The 20,730-nt window shown below is 43.4% G+C and carries 14 protein-coding genes; 5 read left to right on the forward strand and 9 right to left on the reverse strand.

All coding sequences use genetic code 11. The annotated features are described in order from the left end of the window. Positions 1–5: 5 nt before the first annotated feature. The 3 genes from F6K53_RS10160 to F6K53_RS10170 all read right to left on the reverse strand — a co-directional run bounded on the left by F6K53_RS10160 (position 6) and on the right by F6K53_RS10170 (position 1,949). Positions 6–332 (reverse strand): element excision factor XisI family protein, encoded by a 327-nt coding sequence (locus tag F6K53_RS10160; protein ID WP_293073611.1) that lies wholly within the window; start codon positions 330–332, stop codon positions 6–8. Continuing rightward, a complete protein-coding gene (locus tag F6K53_RS10165) occupies positions 317–736 on the reverse strand; it encodes a XisH family protein (RefSeq protein ID WP_293080531.1) in 420 nt (139 codons plus the stop codon). The genes F6K53_RS10160 and F6K53_RS10165 overlap by 16 nt, the downstream gene beginning before the upstream one ends. A 1,087-nt stretch (positions 737–1,823) precedes the next feature. Then, complete coding sequence (locus tag F6K53_RS10170) at positions 1,824–1,949, reverse strand: hypothetical protein (protein WP_293080533.1); 126 nt, start codon at positions 1,947–1,949, stop codon at positions 1,824–1,826. 716 nt (positions 1,950–2,665) lie between these two features. Here F6K53_RS10170 and F6K53_RS10175 point away from each other — a divergent pair. Next, a complete protein-coding gene (locus F6K53_RS10175) occupies positions 2,666–7,840 on the forward strand; it encodes a tetratricopeptide repeat protein (RefSeq protein ID WP_293080536.1) in 5,175 nt (1,724 codons plus the stop codon). Between the two features lie 95 nt (positions 7,841–7,935). Here F6K53_RS10175 and F6K53_RS10180 read toward each other — a convergent pair whose 3' ends face one another. After that, a complete protein-coding gene (locus tag F6K53_RS10180) occupies positions 7,936–8,508 on the reverse strand; it encodes a methyltransferase (protein ID WP_293080539.1) in 573 nt (190 codons plus the stop codon). Between the two features lie 265 nt (positions 8,509–8,773). Next, a complete protein-coding gene (locus F6K53_RS10185; RefSeq protein WP_293080542.1) occupies positions 8,774–10,102 on the reverse strand; it encodes a lysine 2,3-aminomutase in 1,329 nt (442 codons plus the stop codon). A 225-nt stretch (positions 10,103–10,327) separates the two neighbouring features. Between F6K53_RS10185 and F6K53_RS10190 the strand changes: the two genes are divergently transcribed. Further along, positions 10,328–10,537 carry a hypothetical protein gene (locus F6K53_RS10190; protein WP_293080545.1) on the forward strand — a complete coding sequence of 70 codons (210 nt, stop codon included), beginning with the start codon at positions 10,328–10,330 and terminating at the stop codon, positions 10,535–10,537. 27 nt (positions 10,538–10,564) lie between these two features. After that, on the forward strand, positions 10,565–11,353 hold the full coding sequence (locus F6K53_RS10195) for a DUF4058 family protein (protein WP_293080548.1): 789 nt from the start codon (positions 10,565–10,567) through the stop codon (positions 11,351–11,353). A 209-nt stretch (positions 11,354–11,562) separates the two neighbouring features. Here F6K53_RS10195 and F6K53_RS10200 read toward each other — a convergent pair whose 3' ends face one another. The 3 genes from F6K53_RS10200 to F6K53_RS10210 form a co-directional block, all read right to left on the reverse strand. Further along, positions 11,563–12,903: a cytosine deaminase gene (locus F6K53_RS10200; protein ID WP_293080621.1), complete on the reverse strand. Its 1,341-nt coding sequence runs from the start codon at positions 12,901–12,903 to the stop codon at positions 11,563–11,565. After that, entirely contained in the window at positions 12,872–13,039 is a 168-nt protein-coding gene (locus F6K53_RS10205) for a hypothetical protein (protein ID WP_293080551.1), read from the reverse strand. Before F6K53_RS10205 ends, F6K53_RS10200 begins: the two co-directional genes overlap by 32 nt. Positions 13,040–13,100: 61 nt before the next feature. Then, positions 13,101–14,600, reverse strand: coding sequence for a bifunctional diguanylate cyclase/phosphodiesterase (locus F6K53_RS10210; protein ID WP_293080554.1), 1,500 nt, complete (start codon positions 14,598–14,600; stop codon positions 13,101–13,103). Between the two features lie 987 nt (positions 14,601–15,587). Between F6K53_RS10210 and F6K53_RS10215 the strand changes: the two genes are divergently transcribed. After that, complete coding sequence (locus F6K53_RS10215; RefSeq protein WP_293080557.1) at positions 15,588–16,925, forward strand: AAA-like domain-containing protein; 1,338 nt, start codon at positions 15,588–15,590, stop codon at positions 16,923–16,925. Positions 16,926–16,947: 22 nt separating this feature from the next. Then, on the forward strand, positions 16,948–20,529 hold the full coding sequence (locus F6K53_RS10220) for an AAA-like domain-containing protein (RefSeq protein ID WP_293080560.1): 3,582 nt from the start codon (positions 16,948–16,950) through the stop codon (positions 20,527–20,529). Here the strand turns inward: F6K53_RS10220 and F6K53_RS10225 are convergent. Next, entirely contained in the window at positions 20,507–20,644 is a 138-nt protein-coding gene (locus F6K53_RS10225) for a hypothetical protein (protein WP_293044850.1), read from the reverse strand. The genes F6K53_RS10220 and F6K53_RS10225 overlap by 23 nt on opposite strands. Positions 20,645–20,730: the final 86 nt, after the last annotated feature.

Below are 20,730 nucleotides of genomic sequence, written 5' to 3' on the forward strand. Positions count from 1 at the left end.
GAGGTTCAGGAGGTCTGGGAAGTAGGTGCAGGGATTGAAACCCATTGACAAATAATATCTTCTACTGGGATACCTGCGGCAATCAGTGCAGAGGTTAACCCTTCCTCGAAGTTATCTTCTTCAATCATGACTTGGCTATCGACTAAGCGAGCATGAAACAGAATGGAGTTGATCCAGCGTTGCTTATCCCAGCCTGTAGCCAGAATCAGAAAATGACCGGAATCGCGATCGCAAACAGGATAAAGCTTAATTGCTTGTAAGCGAGGTTGGGCGCGAGTTGCCTCTTGCAGGGTTTTTTTCAGAATATCTGCATAGCTTAGTGAGCGCTCCATTTAACAATAGCCTCCCGCTCTGGTTCGTAAACTAATAAGTTAATTTTATTCCTCTCGACAGCTAGCTGAAAAATTGGTTTTTGGAAATGTCGAATATAAATAGCTTGACTGATAGCTAAGAACAACTGCCGTTCTGGTTCTTGCTTCTCCAAAGCCCATTGGTAAAGCTGAAGCTGTCCCATGGTTTTTTCCAATTCATTAATGACTGAAGGGGAGTCGAAGCCTTTAATTTCTACAGCAATTTTCCGTCCTTTTTTTTCGGCTGCAAAAAACTTTTCTGCTCCTAAATCAGCTTTCAATAGCGTTTTTTCTAGCACTAAAATTAACGGATCATCTGTAATCGTCCACCCATCTTTTTCGAGAGTGCGGCGCAGGGAGAAATGTAAATCATCACGTCTAGACATTAGTTATCAAGCTTGGATGTATCCGATCATGTTCATGGCGCTGGACGTTTTCCCTAGACTGGTGGGCGTGATCTCAAACCATGCTCTCCCTTTTGCTGAGGCAGTTTGTGTTAGGGGTGCGTCGATAGGTTGCCTGCCAAAGCTGCCAAACTTATACCCTAAGCGACCTTAACGGATTATAGCATAGCTGAGACAGTCCACCACGCACTTTTGTATGGATACCTTTTGCCTTGCTATATACCGGTTTTCAATTGGGTGAGGTACAAATTTTTGGGTTCATGGGAGCAGCAATCCCCCAAAGCCGAGTAAATTTTCAGCATAGTACGCCATCCTCTTGAAGTGTTATAATTACCTAACTCTCTCGATTATAGATTTTTATGCAGAGGTGGTAATTTTTATAGTTTAAACTAATTTGTAATCTTTAACAATCACTATAGTGTCATGGAAAAAGTAGTTAATAAACTAAAAATTAAACAACAAAAAAGCGATTTTAGCTATTGGCGAAAACAGTCCTATAAAAAACGCTTATAAGCCCTAGAAATCATCCGTAAGCAATACCACCACTATCAATACAACAATGCTCAACCAAGACTTCAAAGAGTTTATACAATTATTAAACGATAATCAAGTCAAATATTTAGTAATTGGGGGTTATGCAGTAGCCGTACATGGTCATCCTCGCTATACCAAATAGCAAAGGGAACAGCGGATCTGGGAACAGCGGATCTGGGAACAGAAGGGTGAATCTCACTTTTACCCAGACTTTCAACTAACTAAAACCTCTCTATATTAAATTCTCCAGTTTGCACGATGCGCACGCTACACCAACGAGGTTTATTTTAAGCTGACCGCTGACCGCTGACCGCTGACAGCTGAGGATTTTGAAACCTGTTATCAGGCTAAAATTGAGGTAATCATTGACGATATATCGGTTAATTTTATTGATTTAGACAATCTTATAAAAAATAAACAAGCATCAGGAAGGTTACAAGATTTAGCTGATGTGGAAAATTTACAAGATTGAACATCCATCCTGTTAAAATTCAGACCCGGTGGTGCGTTACGGGGCGGACTATCTCAACCTTGGCTACGAAGCGAACAATAAGGGGAAGTCCGCCCCTAATACTAAGTTGCGGTCAAAGGTACAACTTTCTCTTCCGCCAATCTCCCCATCTCCCCATCTCCCCATCTCCCCATCTCCCCATCTCCCCATCTCCCCATCTCCCTATCCAACTAATCTACTCTCTTTGAATGCAACTCGGTATAACTCACCCTACCTATGCCCTTCTCCATATAAGTTAATTGAATTTCCGCTATAGCAACGATAAAACAGCAAACCAGTACTGGCATGTGAGAAAATAGTACTCGTTTAGAACAAACAGGTTCCTGTTTTTGATACATTAGTACTAGTATGTTAGCAACAAGTACTAGTTACTGAGAAACGAGTACTGTTAAGTGATAAACTAGTACAGTTTAACGAAAAACTAGTACTAGTTTGTTATACACCAGTACTAGTTAACGAAAACGAGTACTAATATATAACAAACTAGTACCCATTTGTTATACACCAGTACCCATTTGTTATACACCAGTACTAGTTAACGAGAAACGAGTACTGGTATGTGATAAACTAGTACTAGTTAGCGAAAAACTAGTACTAGTTAGCGGTAAATGGGTACTCGTGTGTTAGACGTCATTACCTGGTCTGGTTTGTTGTTAACTGTTGACCGTTGACCGTTAACCAGAGACTTCAATGACTGAAGGGGAGTCGAACCCTTTAATTCCCACAGCAATTTTTCGTCCACTCCCTACTCCCTACTCCCTACTCCCTACTCCCTACTCCCTACTCCCTCACCCAATTTAAAATTTCCTTAGTAAAATTTGCATAAAAGTAGCACCACCTAAGGATATATAGTAAGAAACTACCAAGTGGCTGATTTGTCGATGGGTACTTACTCTACTATTCCTGTATTCTGTCTCAAGCTAGCTAGTGCTAGCTTACTCTGCCTGCTCTCACCGATCCTAGCCCCGGAAACTCTGGGAGTTGCTCCAGCAGTGGCACAAACGACTCTAGACCAAGCCACTCAAGCGGAGCAGTTATTGGATCGGGCAAGGTTAGAGTTTGTTAAAGGTCAGTTGCCTCAAGCCAAGGAGAGTTATCAACAAGTATTGACGATTTATCGGGAATTGGAAAACTCTTCCGGTAAAGCTAAAGCTCTCAATGGCCTTGGACAGGTTTACAATCTATTATCTCAACACACCAAAGCCCTGGAAGCATTGCACCAAGCTCTGAAAATCCGTCAAAGTCTAGGGGAGCGAAAGGAAGAAGGGGAAACCCTGACCCATATCGGAACAGTTTATTCCAGTCAGGAAGACTATGCTAAAGCTCTGGAGTTGTTGGAGCAAGCCCTAACTATTAACCAAGAAGTAGGTAATCAGCTTGGGATTGGTTATGCACTGGTTAGTCTTGGCTCAGTTTACTCCTCCCAAGGAGAGTATGACAAAGCCTTAGATAGGTTAGAGCAAGGTTTGAGTATTCTCAAAGAAGTAGGTGAGACTCAGAAAAGCGTACGCATTCTAGCACGCTACTATCAAGCCTACGCTCTGAATGGGATCGGCTTAGCTTACATCAGGTCAGGGAAATTGAGCCAAGCTTGGGAGTTTGTGGAGCAAGCTCATGCCCTGAGTCGAGAAGAGGGTTATCAATTAAGGGAAGGTGTAGCCCTGACCTTGAAGGGAATACTGTATAACAATCAAGGGGAATTGGATAAAGGGCTAGAAACCCTGGAGTTGGCATTAGCCATTACTAAACCAACTGGTTTTCGGGGATTAGAACAGAATATTCTATTTTGGATTGGAGGGATTTACAACCAGAAAGGGGAGTATGTCAAAGCCCTAGAGGTTTACCAGGAATGCTTAGCGATTCGGCGAGAATTGGGTAAGCGTAAGCTGGAAGGAGTTGTGCTCAATAATATTGGCTTAGTTTACTATAACCAGAAACAGTATGACCAAGCCCTAAACTATTATCAGCAAGCGTTAGCTATTCACCGGGAAGTTAAGAATCAGGCTGATGAAAGCACTACTCTTGGTAATATTGCTTACCTTTACCGCAAGCAAGAACAGTATGACCAAGCCCTTGACTATTATCAGCAAGCTTTAGCTATTCACCGCGAATTGGGTAAGCGTAAGCTGGAAGGAATTGCGCTCAATAATATTGGCTTAGTTTACGATAAACAGCAACAGTATGACCAAGCCCTAGATTACTACCAGCAAGCTTTAGCTATTCACCGGGAAGTTAAGAATCAGGTTGCGGAAAGCACTACCCTTGGTAATATTGCTTACCTTTACCGTAAACAAGAACAGTATGACCAAGCCCTCAACTATTATCAGCAAGCTTTAGCTATTCACCGGGAAGTCAAGAATCAAGTTCAGGAATGGAGTACCCTTGCTAATATTGGACAGGTTTACTATGAAAAGGGAAACTATCAGCAAAGCATAAACTATTCCCAACAAACTTTAGCCCTTTCCAAAAAACTTGAAAATCTCACGGGAGAAGGTGTAAGTCTTTGGAGGATTGGGCTAGCTTATTATGCATTGGGCAACCATGACCAAGCCATAGACTACTACCAACAAGCGTTAGAGATTTTCCGCAAACTTAACAATACCTCCATTGAAGCAAGTATCCTGGTAGGTCTTGGACTAGCTCAAATCAGCCAAGGAAACTATGATCAAGCCCTAGACTCTTATCAGCAACTCCTAGCCATTGCCCGAGAAACCAAAGACTCCTCTCAAGAAATAATCGCTCTCAATTTTATTGGTAAAGTTTACGAATCTCAGGGTAAATATGACCAAGCCCTAGATTCCTACCAGCAAGGTTTGGTTATTTCTCAAGACATTGATGACCAGAAAAATACTGGAACCCTCCTCAATAATATTGGGGGAGTTTACAGCAATTGGGGAAAGTATGACCAAGCCCTAGATTACTTCCAGCAAGCCTTAACCATTAGCAAAAGGTTAAACGACTCCATCGGAATTGCGACTAAACTCAACAACATTGGATCGATATATAAAAACCAAGGGAAGTATAGCCAAGCTCTAGACTATTATCAGCAAGCTTTAGCGATTAACCAAGAGTTTGGCGATCACGGTCGTCATAACGTTGCTACTAACCTCAATAATATTGGCTCAGTTTACAATGTTTGGGGTGAATATGACAAAGCTCTAGATTACTACCAGCAAGCTTTAGCTATTTTTAAAGAAATTGGTGAGCGCTCCCAGGAAGCCAATACCCTTAATAATATTGGGTCAGTTTACAGCAGTCAGGGTGAGTATGACCAAGCCTTAGAATACCACCAGCAATCTCTAGCTATTTCTCAAGACATTGGCGAGCCCTCCCAGGAAGCTGGTAGCTTCAATAATATTGGGTTCATTTACTCTGCTCGGGGGGAGTATGACCAAGCCAAAGAATACTACCAACAAGCTTTAGCTATTTTTAAAGACATTGGCGAGCCCTCATGGGAAGGTACTATCCTCAATAATATTGCACAAGTTCACTATAATCAGGGTGAGTATGCTCAAGCTTTAGAAAACTACCAAAAAGCGTTAGAGATTGCACAAGACCTAGGGGAGCGCTCCGAGGAAGCTACTATCCTGAGCAATATTGGATTAGTTTACAGTAGCCGGGGAGACAATGCCAAAGCCTTAAACTATCATCAGCAATCCCTAGAAATTAGGCAAGACATTAGTGAGAAGGAGGGACTTGCTATAAGTCTCAACAATATCGGAGTAGTTTATAGTGACCAAGGAGAGTTTAGCCAAGCTCTAGACTATTATCAGCAAGCTTTAACCATTCAACAAGAAATAGGTGTACGCTCTCCAGAAGCTACTACCCTGGGCAACATCGGAACAGTTTACGGTTACTGGGGAAAGTATCCCAAAGCCCTAGAGTATGATCAAAAAGCCCTAGCCATTCGTCAAGAGATTGCTGACCAGGCCGGTATTGGCACCACCTATAACTCTATGGGGGTGAATTATCTGGATTTGGGAGATTATCCCCAAGCATTGGACTACTTCAACCAAGCTAATGCCATTTTTAAGAAAATTGGGCATAAGGAAGGAATTGCGGGAACCCTGAGTAACATCGGATTAGTTTACCAAAAACAAAAACAATATCCCAAGTCTCTCCAATTCTATCAGCAATCCTTGGCTATTTCCCAACAGATTGGTAATCGCCTACAGAAAGCTAACACCCTGACTACTATCGGCAGAGTTTATGAAAAACTCGGAGAGTATACTAAAGCTCTAGACTATCATCAACAAGCCTTAGAGATTAATCAAACAATTGGGTTCAAAGCTGGGATTAGCTCTACCTTGTACCATATGGGAATAGTTTACACTAACCTAGAAAAGTATCCCCAGGCTTTAGCAGCTTATCAACAAGCCTTAGCCCTTTCCAGAACCCTTGGCACTCGCTTAAGGGAAGGGCAAATTCTGGCTGGTATGGGTAAGTTGTATGATACCCAAAACCAATCGGAATTAGCGATTACCTTCTTTAAACAATCCGTTAATGTCCGAGAAGGAATCCGCAAAGACTTAAAAGTTCTGCCCATTGAACAACAACAATCCTTTACCAACACTGTTGCTGAAGACTATCGCCGCTTGGCTGATTTATTGACCCAACAAAATCGCAACTTAGAAGCCCTACGGGTGCTCGATTTACTGAAAGTGCAGGAGTTGCAGGATTACCTGAGTAATGTGCGAGGGGATGATAACACCGTTGATGGCATTACAGAACTGACTGAAGAACAGGAAATCATCAAAGGTACCCAACCGATTATCGACCAAGCCATTGCCCTGGGTCAAGAACTCAGTGAACTAGAAACTATTGTTAGGGATAAGCGCACCCAAACCCAGCAACAGCGAATCATTCAACTTAGGAAAAATCAAGCCCAGCTAACCAAAGATTTTCAAGACTTCCTGAAGAGTCCAGAGGTAGAAGCTCGCTTGGCAAAATTGAGGGAAACTACAGAAGCAGAGAACTTAGACTTAAAGAAGTATGCTAAACGATTGCAAGAGCAACTCCAGCAATTGGAACAGGATGCGGTTATTCTCTATCCCCTAGTATTAGATGACCGTTTGGAATTAGTCCTAGTCACTCCTTATGCTCCCCCGATTCGGCGCACGGTTAAGGTAAAACAAAAAGACCTGGAAAGAGCGATTCAAAACTTCCGCAGACTCCTGGCAAATCCGGCTCGTAATGCCAGAACTCCCGCCGAGCAACTGTACGAGTGGCTAATTAAACCGATTGAAGCGGACTTAGCCAAGGCCAATGCCAAAACTATTATTTATGCGCCTGATGGCAAATTGCGCTATATTCCCCTAGGGGCACTGTATGATGGGGAGCAATGGCTAATTGAGCGGTTGAGAGTTAATCAGATTACTGCTCTGAGCCTAACATCCCTAGACAATAAACCGACACCACAGTTAGACGTGTTTGCAGCAGCGGTCACCAAAGCCCATACTATTCCGGTAGGGGATAAACGGCATAACTTGGCTGCTTTAACCTTTACCCAACCAGAAGTAGAGCGTCTGGCAGAAACCTTTCCCAACACTAAGACATTGATCGATAAAGAGTTTCACGGGGATACCATTTATCAGATGAATGACTATTCCGTAGTGCATCTAGCCACCCACGCTCTGTTCGACAAAACTAAACAAGATTCCTTTATTCTGTTTGGTGATGGCAGTCACGTTACTCTCAGCCAGGTAGAAGAAAAATGGGATTTATCTAATGTAGATTTAGTGGTGCTCAGTGCCTGTCAAACCGGCTTAGGGGGAGAATTGGGGGATGGCAAAGAAATCCTCGGTTTTGGTTATCTGATGCAAAATGCTGGTGCCGATGCTGCGATCGCATCCCTATGGTCAGTTAATGACGAAGGTACCCAAGCCTTGATGAATAAATTTTATCAGGTCTTGAAACAGGGGAACGTTACTAAAGCGGAAGCCCTCCGGCAAGCTCAAATTGCTTTAATTACCAAAGTAGAGTATGGTTTGGAGCATCCCTTTTATTGGGCACCATTTATTTTAATTGGAAATGGATTATAGGGAATAGTAACAACAAGGCTTTTAAGACCCGGTGGGTGGAACGGGCATCTTGCCCGTTACAATCGGACAGATTGTCCCACCCTACGCCATATTTACTAAGCAGATTTTTTAACAGACAACAATAAACCGTGTCCTGAAGCTTCTCCTACATACCACAGTAATTTAAGGGTGCTCAAATCGAAGTATTTAGCTAAGTGAGACGTCACTTCCAGATACAAAGGAAACTGGTCATTGAAAACGCGATAGAAGAAAACAAATTCTCCTGATGGTGCTAATACTTTGCCCACGTCACTAATAGCTCTGAATACGATATCGTCATTCCTTAAAATTCCCATTTCGTAAGATTCAGGATCGATAGGGCGCTCGATTGAACGACTGGGAAAAGGCATAAATATAGTATCGTAAGTTTCCTCGGCTTCTCCTGCACATAAATCCTGCACCTTAACCTGATCTTGACTTGGCATCAGTGGATGATTTTTAATTTCCCCGATGTTGGGATGAAGATCAGAAAATAAGACCTTTTGACTCTGTTTCAAAATACAGCAAAAGCCAATCACTCCCGCACCGCATCCAAGATCTAGCACCCGCTTTCCTTGGACATCAAGAATACCACTCAAAACACCACTCATAAACGCTTGAGCAGCAATTCCACCGTAGGGATTAAACACCCCTTTCGGAACGACAACATCAAAAACGGGTTCATTTTGGTACAGGATCCTAATTTCTCGGTCTTTTGAGGAAAGTTCCTGATGGAAATTCAGATAATCTTTGCGATTGTATTGTAAACTTTCCCCGTCTTTGAGAATAATAACAACGTCTTATTGCTTAATCATTTTGAAAATCTTTAGCTCAATGGAATGGAATAAATGATAACTTTTGGTTAGGTTGTGGGTGCGATCGCTTAAAGCCCCTAGCTGACTTGTGTTAATCGCCTCACAACATCTTGCGGGTCAAAATTTCTTCTAGCTCGCTTTCATAGAAAAATTTCGATTCACCAAAAGCAGGCTTCAAATCTCCTAACCAGGTTGCTTCAGCATCAAAACTGGCAAAGAAAGGTCGATTGCACCACTGAGGGTTACGAGCTTGTAAAAAAGACAAAACAAACACTTTCTCCCCTTGAATTTCGCTAATACCTTCAATTTTGACTTTTCCGGGTAAGGCAGACATTACCGGACCACGAGCAGTTCGCCCTAATCCCGATACTTGTTGTATTGCTTGACGATAAATTTCCCACACCTTAACTAAAGGAATTTCAAAATAGTCTTTAGCTCCTGTTTGTCGTTCGACAAACATATAGTAGGGAATACAGCCTAAGCGTACCTGCATTTGCCACATTTTTACCCAAGCATGGGCTCTATCATTGATGTGGCGAACAACAGGAGCTTGGGTCCGAATTTCCCCTCCCGTTGTTCGAATGCGTTGGATTGCTTTTTGAGCGATTTGTGTATCTAGTTCTCGCCAGTGTTCGTAGTGAGCCATGATAGCTAGATGCTTACCCCGTTGCACTACTTTTTCAAATAAGCGCAACAAATCATCAGCATCTTCATCGGTGACATATCGATGGGGCCAATAAGAAAGTGATTTGGTTCCAATGCGAATAGTTTGAATGTGGTCAAATTCCCCTTCTAATAAAGGTTCGATATATAAAGCCAGCTGTCGTGCTTTCATGGTCATCGGATCACCACCAGTAAGCAATACATCAGTGACTTCTTTGTGTTCTCGTAGATAATCTTGAAAATGACCCGATTCGCGAGTCGCAAATTTAAGATCATCTAGTCCGACAAATTGTGGCCAACGGAAACAGAATGTACAGTAGGCATGGCAGTGTTGACCTGCTGTGGGAAAAATCAAAACTGTTTGTTGATATTTGTGTTGTACTCCCTGTAAAGGTTCACCTTCAAACGACGGGACGTTGTATTGCTTTTGTCCTGCGGGATGGGGATTAAGTCGAAGACGAATTTCATTGGCAGTTTGTCGCATAATTTTTTCTGGAACATTGTCTTTTAGGAGTTGAACCATGGTATTCAAATCCCTTGAGGATAACATGTCTGGCTGGGGAAACGTTAAGCGAAAAATTGGATCATCTGGTATATTTTTCCAATCAATAAGTTCTTCAACAATGTAGTTATTTGCTCGAAAAGGTAGCACTTTAGCAACAGCTTGCATTGCTAAGCGGGTTTCAGATGATATACAGGCTAACTGGGACAGTGATTTCAGATCGTTTACTGAGTATAATTTGATTTTTTGAGATTTAGTTTTCATCGCTTTCATCACCGAATAGGAATGGAGATTATTTTTTTATTCACCTCAGACCGGTCAGTATAAAGAGGTTAAACTCCATACATGTCCCAATCATTTTTACTTTTGTAGTGCGGTAATTATTTACCATTATACCTTACCTGATACGTAAGCAGTCCCTGAGGGGGTATTGAAAAAAACTAGGTTTTCAGTAGCCCATGACTTTTATTGGCAAAGAGCCACCTCAACATGAGGTACACATATTTTTTACCTCTTCCATCTTCTGAATTCAGTGCTCCGAAGCTCTGTTGGCGTTTGCGCAGCGTGGGCTTGGCCCAAAGCGTGGCCTATGGCTTTAGTCCCTGCTCCCTAAAACCCAAAAACTTGGATCTTACTAGCTTAAAAAGCGAACAACCTGCTAACCTGCTAACTTGCTATCCTGCTAACCTGCTATCCTAGAAGACAGAGCTGATCGGAGGTTAAGGGATGCCGTCAATCTTTCCCGGTATGGATCCGTATTTAGAGCATCCGGATTTATGGCCAGAAGTACATCATTGGTTGATTAGTTTAATTGCTGAGTGTTTAATTCCTCAGGTACGTCCGAAGTATAAAGTAGCTATTGAAAAGCGCATTTATCAAGTTAATAAAACTAACCAAGATGATGTCTTATTAGTTGGAATTACTGATGTTACTGTTAAACGTCAACCCAATACTGAAGATTATCCGACCTCTAAGGTTGCTGTTGCGCCACCAACCACAAAACCAGTAACAGTAATTGTTCCTATGCCTGAACAAATCAAACAAGGGTATTTGGAAGTAAGAGATATGACTACCGGTGCTGTGGTAACCGCTATCGAAGTTTTATCTCCAGTTAATAAGCGCTCTGGTGACGGTAGAGAAACTTATCTGAAAAAACGCCAACGGGTGTTAGGAAGTTTAACTAATTTAGTAGAGATCGATTTGCTACGAGGCTGGAAACCAATGCCACTCTTAGATAATACTATTGAAAGCGATTATCGGGTTTTGGTTAGTCGAGAGGAGCGTCGCCCACGAGCCGAATTATATACTTGTAATCTGCCAGAGCAACTACCAACTTTTTCCCTACCGTTACGTCCAGAAGATTCTGAACCGATAGTAGATTTACAAGCTATAATTAATAGTGTTTATGAACGAGGGGGTTATGATTACCAACTCGATTATGACCAAGAGCCAGTACCAGCTTTTTCAGATAAAAATCGGATATGGGCTCAGGAATTGTTGAGAACTGGTATCTAGCAATTCTCATAGTCATCAGCATTCTACTTGGTGGTGCGTTACGGGGCGGGCTATTCTAATACTGGCGCTCGAAGTGGAAAATTAGGGCTCGCCCGCCCCTAACGCACCCTACATTCTCTTGCCCCGACTCCCTAAATTCTTAATTCTAAATTCTTAATTCTGCATTCTAAATTCTTAATTCTTAATTCTAAATTCTTAATTCTTAATTATTAATTCTCTAACTCAGCATAATCCGGTAACGTAGTATCAATTGGCTGGCCCTGGTGCAAGATAATTCGGTCATGTTGGGGACGGGACAAAAGTTCACTGAAATGGCGTCCTTTAAACAAAATCAAATCTGCCGGGAGTCCCACCCCAATCCTACCCATCTCGGGTAAACCCATTAAATCAGCCGCTGTCTTGGTTACGGCACAGGGCCAATCACCGATGGGCATATCTAAATGGGCAATCCGTACCGCTTGGGTAAAGACTTCTAATACATCATGGTCCCCAAATCCATAAAAGGGGTCTCGACAATTATCACTAGCTAATGTTACCGGAATACCCTGTTGTTTAATTTCATGGACCCTGGTGACTCCCCGCCAGGACGGTGTACAGTTAGCCTGTCGATCCTGTAGATAAAGATTGCACATGGGTAAGCTAACAATAGCAATTCCTGCTGCTTTGACCAACTTGAGAGTTTCCGCAACCTCCTCTAAGGGTTGCACTGCCAAACTACAACAGTGACCACAAAGAATTTTTCCGGTAAACTGATGACGAATAGCAGCTTTGGCAATCTGTCGTAAGCAATGGGAATCGGGATTACCATTTTCATCAGCATGGAAATCTAGGTTAAGGTTTCTCTCCTTAGCTAGGGAAAAGACAGTATCGAGTTGAGCATCCAGTTCTTGCTGCTTATAGACTACTGCCCCAAGTATGCCTCCGATTTCAGCAATTTTATCGGCTAAGGTAATACCAGCGGCAGTTTGATAGTAATCTAGAGTAACTAGAGACACCGCTTGTAGGGTAATTCTGTCTTGCCATTCCTTCTGGAGGGTTTGGAAAACGCCTAGGCTAATCGCACTTTGTTCTCCAACCCAGTCAATGTGGGTGCGGATAGCTTTGGTACCATGAGCATAGCTACATTTGAGTCCAAATTCCATGCGCCGATATAAATCTTCCCCTTGCCAATAGGTTTCGGCATCAGCATCTCCGGTCAGACAGGCACTATTAAAGGTACCATCAGGATTGGGAGACCGTTCCCAAATATGACCTTTATCCAGATGGGTGTGTATATCTAGAAAACAGGGCCATACTTGTCCTTGCCTGAGATCTATACTGGGGATGTGACTAGGTATATTACTGGTATCTGTGCTAGCTTCAACACTGTTTGCAATGCTGTTGTCGGTACTGTTTGCGTTCCCGTAGCGGCTCTTTTCGACCATCGTGTTTTGCTCCCCCTTGGGAACAATCGCCTTTGGCACTATTGCAGCAATGGCTCCCTGATTAATTTCAATATCAACTAAGCACAAACCCTGGTCATTCCGATGGTAAATGTTGCTGTTTTCCAGTAGGCAACATGGTACGTAGGCATTTTTGAGCCAGTATCGTTCGGCTTTGGGAATCATTAGGGAGTCGGGAGTCGGGAGTCGGGAGTCGGGAGTCGGGAGTCGGGAGTGGCCTATGGAAAAATTGAATGTACCTCATAAGTATCATAAACAGTATCATAAACGCGCAGTCGATCATCAAACCCAATCCTGATTTCTCATCACACCAAGAAATCCTCTGTTGTTCCTAATCTTCCTTTATCCGAAGTTCCCGATTCCCGATTCCCGATTCCCGATTCCCGATTCCCATCTCCCCATCTTCCCACACTCCCTTCTCCTCCCACACTTAGACCCTCTAACCAGGCTTCAGTAGCTTCGGCATTTAAAGGTTTAGAAAACCAATACCCCTGTCCATATTGACAACGCCAATCACAAAGCTGTCCCCATTGCTTTTCAGTTTCTACTCCCTCTGCTACTACATGTATACCAAGGTCGTTTGCCAACTTTACCATCCACCGCAATATTTCCCCATGTTTGTGATCATCACTCATGCCTTTGACAAAAGAGCGGTCAATTTTCAATATATCAATGGGTAAATTTGGCAAGTAACTCAAGGCAGAATAGCCAGTCCCAAAATCATCAATGCACAACTGAATCTCTCGCTGTTTGAGTTTCTCCAACACAACCACTGCAGTGGTTTCCAGCAGTACACTTTCTGTGATCTCCAGTTTCAAACTCTTGGCATCGAGACCAGAATCCCACAAAATTGTGTCGATTTTACTGATTAGATCTGGTTGGGATAATTGTAAGCTAGAGACGTTAACGCTGATGGTTAAATCTCGATATTGGGCAAACTGTTGTTGCCACTGCCACATTTGTTGGCAAGCCTCCCGTAGTACCCACCAACCCAGTGGCACAATCAGCTTTGTTTCTTCTGCCACCGGAATAAATTCTGCTGGCAACAGCAGTCCCCGTTCGGGATGCTCCCAGCGCACCAGTGCCTCAAAGCCAGCCAGCTTATGGGTTTCAAGAGACACAATCGGCTGGTAATAAAGCCGCAATTCTTGGCGCTTAATACCCAAGCGTAAACTATCTTCTAACTGCAACCGCTCTGCACTCCGGGTGCGCATGGCAGGGGTAAATAGCTGATAGCCAGTGTTACTTTCCATTTTGGCTCGATAAAGAGCTAGACTGGCGTTGTCAAGAAGAGCAGAGGGTTGGTAATCATCCCTGTCATTGCTAGCAATTCCAATATTGGCACTCATAAAGATCTCATGGTCATCAATCGAAAAAGGCGATCGCAGGCTAGCGCAAATCTGTTCTGCTACCAAGGTAGCTTCACTGACATCGTTAATGTCTTGGAGCAAGACCGCTAATTCATCTTCTGACCACCGCGCCACTGTATAGTTAACGGTATAGTTAACGGTATAGTTAACGGTAGAATTCAGGGTATAAGTCAAGCGAGAATCAAAAGCCTTTAGCAATTTTGATCCCACTTGCCGTCCCATACTAAACTGAATGACTTTGAAACGTTCCAAAGCCACCAATAAGACGGCGAATCGATAACCCTTATACCACTTTGACCTCTGGATTACTTGCCTCAACCGTCTCCTAAAACTATCTGGGTTAAGCCAGGGAATCAGGAGGTCATTAAAGGCAGAATCCTGAAACCTTTCTACAGGTTGCTGATCTGGCTGATCATTGTTAATTCTAGCGAACACCTACTTTCTCTATCACCCTGAATTAGCCCAATTGAGTTACTCATTGATAATTGAGCCAAAAAGGAAACCCGAAAGGCAAAAGCTGTGGTATAGTAAACGTTTTGCCATATTCTTTAAGCTCAATTGTGTTAATGGTTGTTAACGATGAACATCCTTCCTGATGGTTTGACTCAGCAAATCAATAACGCTGTTTGGCATCATCCTAAGTTGCGGTTATACCGTTTAAATCAGAGGTGGGACTGTTGAATGTGGACTGAATGTGGACGATAAACAAGCAACGGTCAACTCTCGAAAACCAAACTTCAATACAACGCTAGCCACTGTGGAACAGTACCGTGGATCAGTTATGGAACATCTTAGTTAACCATTAGTTAACCAGGTATAACAAAATAGAGCATGGAGTAGGGGTAAATCCCATGCCCTATTGTTGGATGCCCACAATTACGAGGTAGTTTTAACTGTTACCGATACTTTTTAGCTACCAAAGTCTACCAAGATAGACCAAGGCCCGCCAATGCAAGATGCTTTCACATCCAGGGGGTATCTCCGCGCTTCTCTGACGGAATATCCCGCGAGCGCCATAGAAATGTCAAAAAAGTGGTTCCACCGTAGGTCGAGAGCGCAACTATTAAACCCTTGGTTTTCGGCTTTAATTTAAGTTACATAATAATCCCTGTCGGTGTTACCCTAATTTAAGTCTAACAAATAATCAGAGTTTTTGGTAGACTCTGTGACATTTTTTCTAGCTGTTTACTAACCCTTTAACCCGTATAGGTAGTTTTTAGATGGCTTAATTGCGTAAGCCTGGTTGACTAGGGAAGCTGATCCCCCTTGAAGTAGGTAGCCAGCGATCGCTTATTGATCGCTGACTTGGCGTTAACCCTAAAGGACGATTTGCGATCCCTATCCTTAAGGTAAATCGGCAATTTGGCTTTGTCTGTGAGAAAAAGTAATAAATAATTATAATTGATTACATAATAAAAAGTAATGAGTGTTGAAGAAGCATTGGCGATAGTGGATACGGTCATCAAACCCGAACGCTTAAACGCAGTTCAAGAACTGGTGCTCCGCCAATGTTGGTCAGGACAAACTTATCAAGAGATTGCTGACGGTTCCGGTTACGATGCCGATTACATTCGGGTGGTTGGCTCCCGGTTGTGGCATATCCTCTCAGAGGTTTTTGGAGAGAAGATCACAAAAAATAACATTCGTTCTGTGATCAGGGAGCGATTACGAGAGGTGGAGCTTGAGGAGTTGCCAGAGGTCGAGCTGGAATTACCTACAGAGATGGAATTACCTAGAGGTGTGGTGCCTCTGAATTCTTCTTTTTATATCGAGCGTCCCCCCAATGACTCTTTATGTTACGAAACAGTGTTGCAGCCAGGGGCATTAATCCGAATTAAAGCCCCTAGACAGATGGGTAAAACCTCGCTGATGGTGAGGATTCTTGATCACGCTAGAGCATCTGGCTTCCGCACAGTTGCTCTGAGCTTGCAGCAAGCCGATGCCAATGTGTTCACCGATTTAGAGCGATTTTTACAATGGTTCTGTGCCACAGTCACTCGTAGCCTAGAATTACCGAATCGACTGACTGATTATTGGGATGATATCTTTGGCAGCAGTGGAAATACCACAGATTACTTCGAGAAGTATCTATTAAAAGAAATAGATACACCGGTGGTATTGGCCTTAGATGAGGTCAACCTGTTGTTTAATTACCCTGCCATTGCCACGGATTTTTTGGGTTTGTTGCGAGCTTGGTATGAGAAAGCCAAATACGGTGTAACCGGTAGCACAATTTGGCAAAAATTGCGCTTAGTTATTATACATTCTACTGATATTTATATTACGTTACATATCCACCAATCCCCTTTTAATGTGGGATTATCTATTGAATTGCCAGAGTTTACTAAGGCCCAAGTGCAAGAATTAGCCCGTCGCCACGGAATTGATTGGGGTAGTGATGATTCCAGCTTCGATCACATATCATTAATTATGGCTAAAGTAGGAGGAAATCCTTGTCTTTTAAGAGTAGCATTATATCATCTTAGGCGCGGTGACGTTACCTTTGAGGAGTTATTGAATTCAGCAGCAACTGAATCGGGAATTTATCATGATGACCTTCGACGACAATGGTGGAATCTACAACAATATCCACAACTGGTAGTAGCCTATCGAAAAGTGGTTATGTCATCCCAGCCAGTGGAATTAGAGCAAAAGCTAGCCTTTAAGTTGCAAAGTTTAGGATTAGTACAGCTCCACAAACAGGGGGCTGTGCCTAGTTGTGATTTGTATCGTCAGTACTTTAGTACTCACTTGGGGTAAAACCCATTGATGCCTGTAAATCATGAAAAAGCACAACTATCAAGTTGGCGGAAGTTTACCCCCTGATACCCTCTGCTATGTGCGCCGTAGAGCAGATCAGGATTTGTATAAGGCTCTGATAGCGGGGGAGTTTTGTTATGTCCTTACCTCCAGGCAAATGGGTAAGTCTTCTTTGAGGGTGCAAACTACTCACCGATTACAAAGAATAGGCATCCACTGTGGAATCGTTGATTTGACGGAAATTGGTACCCAAGATTTGACAGCAGACCAGTGGTATGCTAGTGTAGTACGCTGTCTGGTGAGCAGCTTCAACCTCCAGGTCAATTTACGAGCTTGGTGGCGTTCACACTCTTATCTATCCCCAGTGAAGCGTCTTAGTGATTTTATTGAGGAGGTGCTACTGGCAGAGGTTGAGGGAAATTTGGTAATCTTTATTGATGAAATCGATAGCATTCTGGGTTTATCGTTCCCGATTGAAGATTTTTTTGCCCTAATCCGAGCTTGCTACAACAAGCGCACAGAAAACCAAGCCTACCAACGCCTCAGTTTTGTTTTGTTAGGGGTAGCCACTCCCTCGGATTTGATTGTAGATAAGCAACGGACTCCGTTTAATATCGGAAGGGGGATTGAGTTATGTGGATTTACTCTGGAAGAATCCGAAACTCTAGGGCTAGGATTGAGCGGAAGGGTTAGCAATCCCAAAGCCTTACTTAGGGAAATCTTAGCGTTTACGGGAGGACAACCTTTACTGACCCAAAAGCTATGTCAGCTGATTCTAGAGGATACAGAGAATGGTACTGTCAATCCCACATCTCTTGAGTCCCTTGTGGATAGGCGGATTATTAACAACTGGGAAGTCCAAGATAAACCAGAGCATCTCAGGACCATACGCGATCGCATTCTCAGCAATGAGCAACGGGCTGGGCGGTTATTAGGACTTTATCAGCAAATTCTGCAACAGGGGGCAGTAGCAGCAGATGACAGTTGGGAACAAATGGAATTGCTACTGTCGGGATTAGTGGTCAAGAGTCAGGGCAAGGTTAAGGTTCGCAACCCCATTTATGCGGCTGTTTTCAACTGTGATTGGGTCAGCAAGCAACTATCAAATCTTCGTCCCTATGGCACAAGTCTAAGAGATTGGTTCAATAGTGATTGTCAAGATGAATCGAGACTATTGCGAGGTCAAGCCTTACTCGATGCTTTAGCTTGGGCAGATTCCCGTAGCCTGAGTGACCAAGATTATCAGTTCTTATCGGCTAGCCAAGCTTTGGATAAACGGGAGGCTCAACGGGCTGAAGCCGCACGAACTAAAGCGGTGGCAATACAATTGACCAAAGAAAAGGAAATTTCCCGACTGCAAAAGCTGCTGCTGGCTACAGTGAGCACAGGATTTCTAGTGTCGGCTAGTTTAAGACTGATGGCTTTCCTGGAGTACGAAAAAGCTGTCATTAACGAAATTAATGCGATCGCTAAATCCTCTGAAGTCTTCTATGCCTCCAATCACAAGTTGGATGCCTTGATCTACGCCATCAAGGCTTGGAACAAACTGCAACAGTTAGCTGGAGCAAAGGCAGATACCCAGACTCAAGTTGAGAAAATGCTCTGGCGAATCATGTATGAGATTAAGGAGTACAATCGCTTGTCAGGACATCGGGGTGCGGTTTACGACCTGGTTTTTAGCCCAGATGGTGAGATGATTGCCTCGGCTAGCGGTGACAACACTGTCAAAATTTGGCAGCGGGACGGCAAGCTGGTAAACACCCTAGAAGGTCATGGCTCCCAAGTTAAGGGAGTGGCATTTAGCCCAGATGGTGAGATGATTGCCTCGGCTAGTGCCGACAACACTGTCAAAATTTGGACAACAGAGGGCATCTTGCTAAACACCTTCACTAACTATAGTGCTGGGTTTGAAGCAGTAGCCTTCAGCCCGGATGGTAAGCTAATCGCCTCCGCTAGTGAAGACAACACTGTCAAACTTTTGACCATAGAGGGCAAGTTACACAAACTCCTGACAGGGCATAGTGCAGGAGTTAAAGGAATAGCGTTTAGCCCCGATGGTGAGATTATTGCTTCTGCTTCTGAAGACAATACTGTCAAACTCTGGACAAAAGAGGGTAGCTTGCTTAGAACCTTTACAGGTCATAGTGCAGGAGTTAAAGGAGTAGCGTTTAGCCCCGATGGTGAGATTATTGCTTCTGCCTCTGAAGACAATACTGTCAAACTCTGGACAAAAGAGGGTAGCTTCCTTAAAACCTTAACAGGACATAGGGACGAAGTTTATGCAGTTGCTTTTAGTCCCGATGGTAAGCTAATTGCCTCGGCTAGTGAGGATAATAGCATTAAACTCTGGACAAAAGAGGGCAGGTTGCTCACTATATTAGAAGGTCATCGGGATGAGGTACAGGGAGTAGCATTCAGCCCTGATGGTGAGATAATTGCTTCGGCTAGTGAGGACAGTACGATTAAGCTTTGGAAACAGAACAGTACCTTGTACACAACCCTTACTGGTCATTGCAGTGGGGTTAGGGCAGTGGCATTCAGCCCCGATGGTAAGCTGATTGCTTGCGCAAGTAGCGACAACACTGTCAAACTCTGGCAACCAGACGGCACCTTGCAATCGACTCTGATTAATAATAGCGCTATAGTTAGGGGAGTAGCATTTAGTCCCGATGGTGACATTATTGCTTCCGCAAGTAGTGACAAGAGAGTGAAACTCTCGGATCAAGATGGCACCTTGCTAGGTACTTTGAACAACCATTCCGCTGGGGTTGAGGGAGTAGCGTTCAGTCCCGATGGTCAGATAATTGCTTCAGCCTCTGAAGATAAAACCATTAAACTGTGGCAGCGGAATGGGACTTTACTAACCACCCTAGAAGGTCATAGCAATGAGGTGGATGGAGTAGCGTTCAGTCCCAATGGTAAGATAATAGCTTCGGCGTCTGAAGATAAAACTATTAAACTCTGGAAGTGGGATAGTACCTGTACAGGGCAAGCAAAACCAAGCGCTGCGACCCCGCGCTTTTTCAAAGCGCTAGGGAACGCGCACCGTGACAACAGCAATTTACTACCGGAATGCTGGAGCCATAGTCTCTATACTCTCACAGGCCATGAGGATGAGGTAAAAACTGTGGCATTTAGCCCCGATGGTGAGCTTATTGCTTCTGGTAGTGAGGATAAGACAGTTAAAGTCTGGAAAGGAGACAGTGAAGACTGGTATCTGACAAAACCAAAACTGCTACATACCCTGACAGGACACAGTGACCGGATTACGGGAGTGACCTTCAGCCCCGATGGCACAATGATCGCTTCTGCCAGTGCTGAGAAGACGGTGAAACTTTGGCAGCGGGATGGTACCTTGCTGACTACCCTCACAGCACATCAAGATGAGGTGGAGGGAATTGCCTTCAGCCAAGATGGGGAAATTCTAGCCTCTGCTAGTGCTGATAGTAAGATAATTTTGTGGAATGTGGATCAAGTCCTCGATCTTGATCAAGTCCTAACCTATAGTTGTGATTGGGTCCAGGATTATTTGATAACAAATGCTGAGCTAGAAAAAAGCGATCGCACTCTTTGTGATCGGATTAAGGAATTGAAAAGGGAGTAGGGAGTAGGGAGTAGGGAGTAGGGAGTCGGGAGCAGGGAGCAGGGAGCAGGTAAGAGGCAAAAGGCATGCATGCAAGAGGCAAGAGGCAAGAGGTGAAAAATATTGTGTACCTCATAGCTATGATAAACGCTATAATTATAACTTATCTAAATAATTAAACTTATATCATTTCAGGATAATTATCCTTAATAAAAATCTCCC

The sequence above is a fragment of the Moorena sp. SIO4A1 genome, assembly GCF_010672065.1.
In the GTDB taxonomy this organism is placed as follows: Bacteria; Cyanobacteriota; Cyanobacteriia; order Cyanobacteriales; family Coleofasciculaceae; genus Moorena.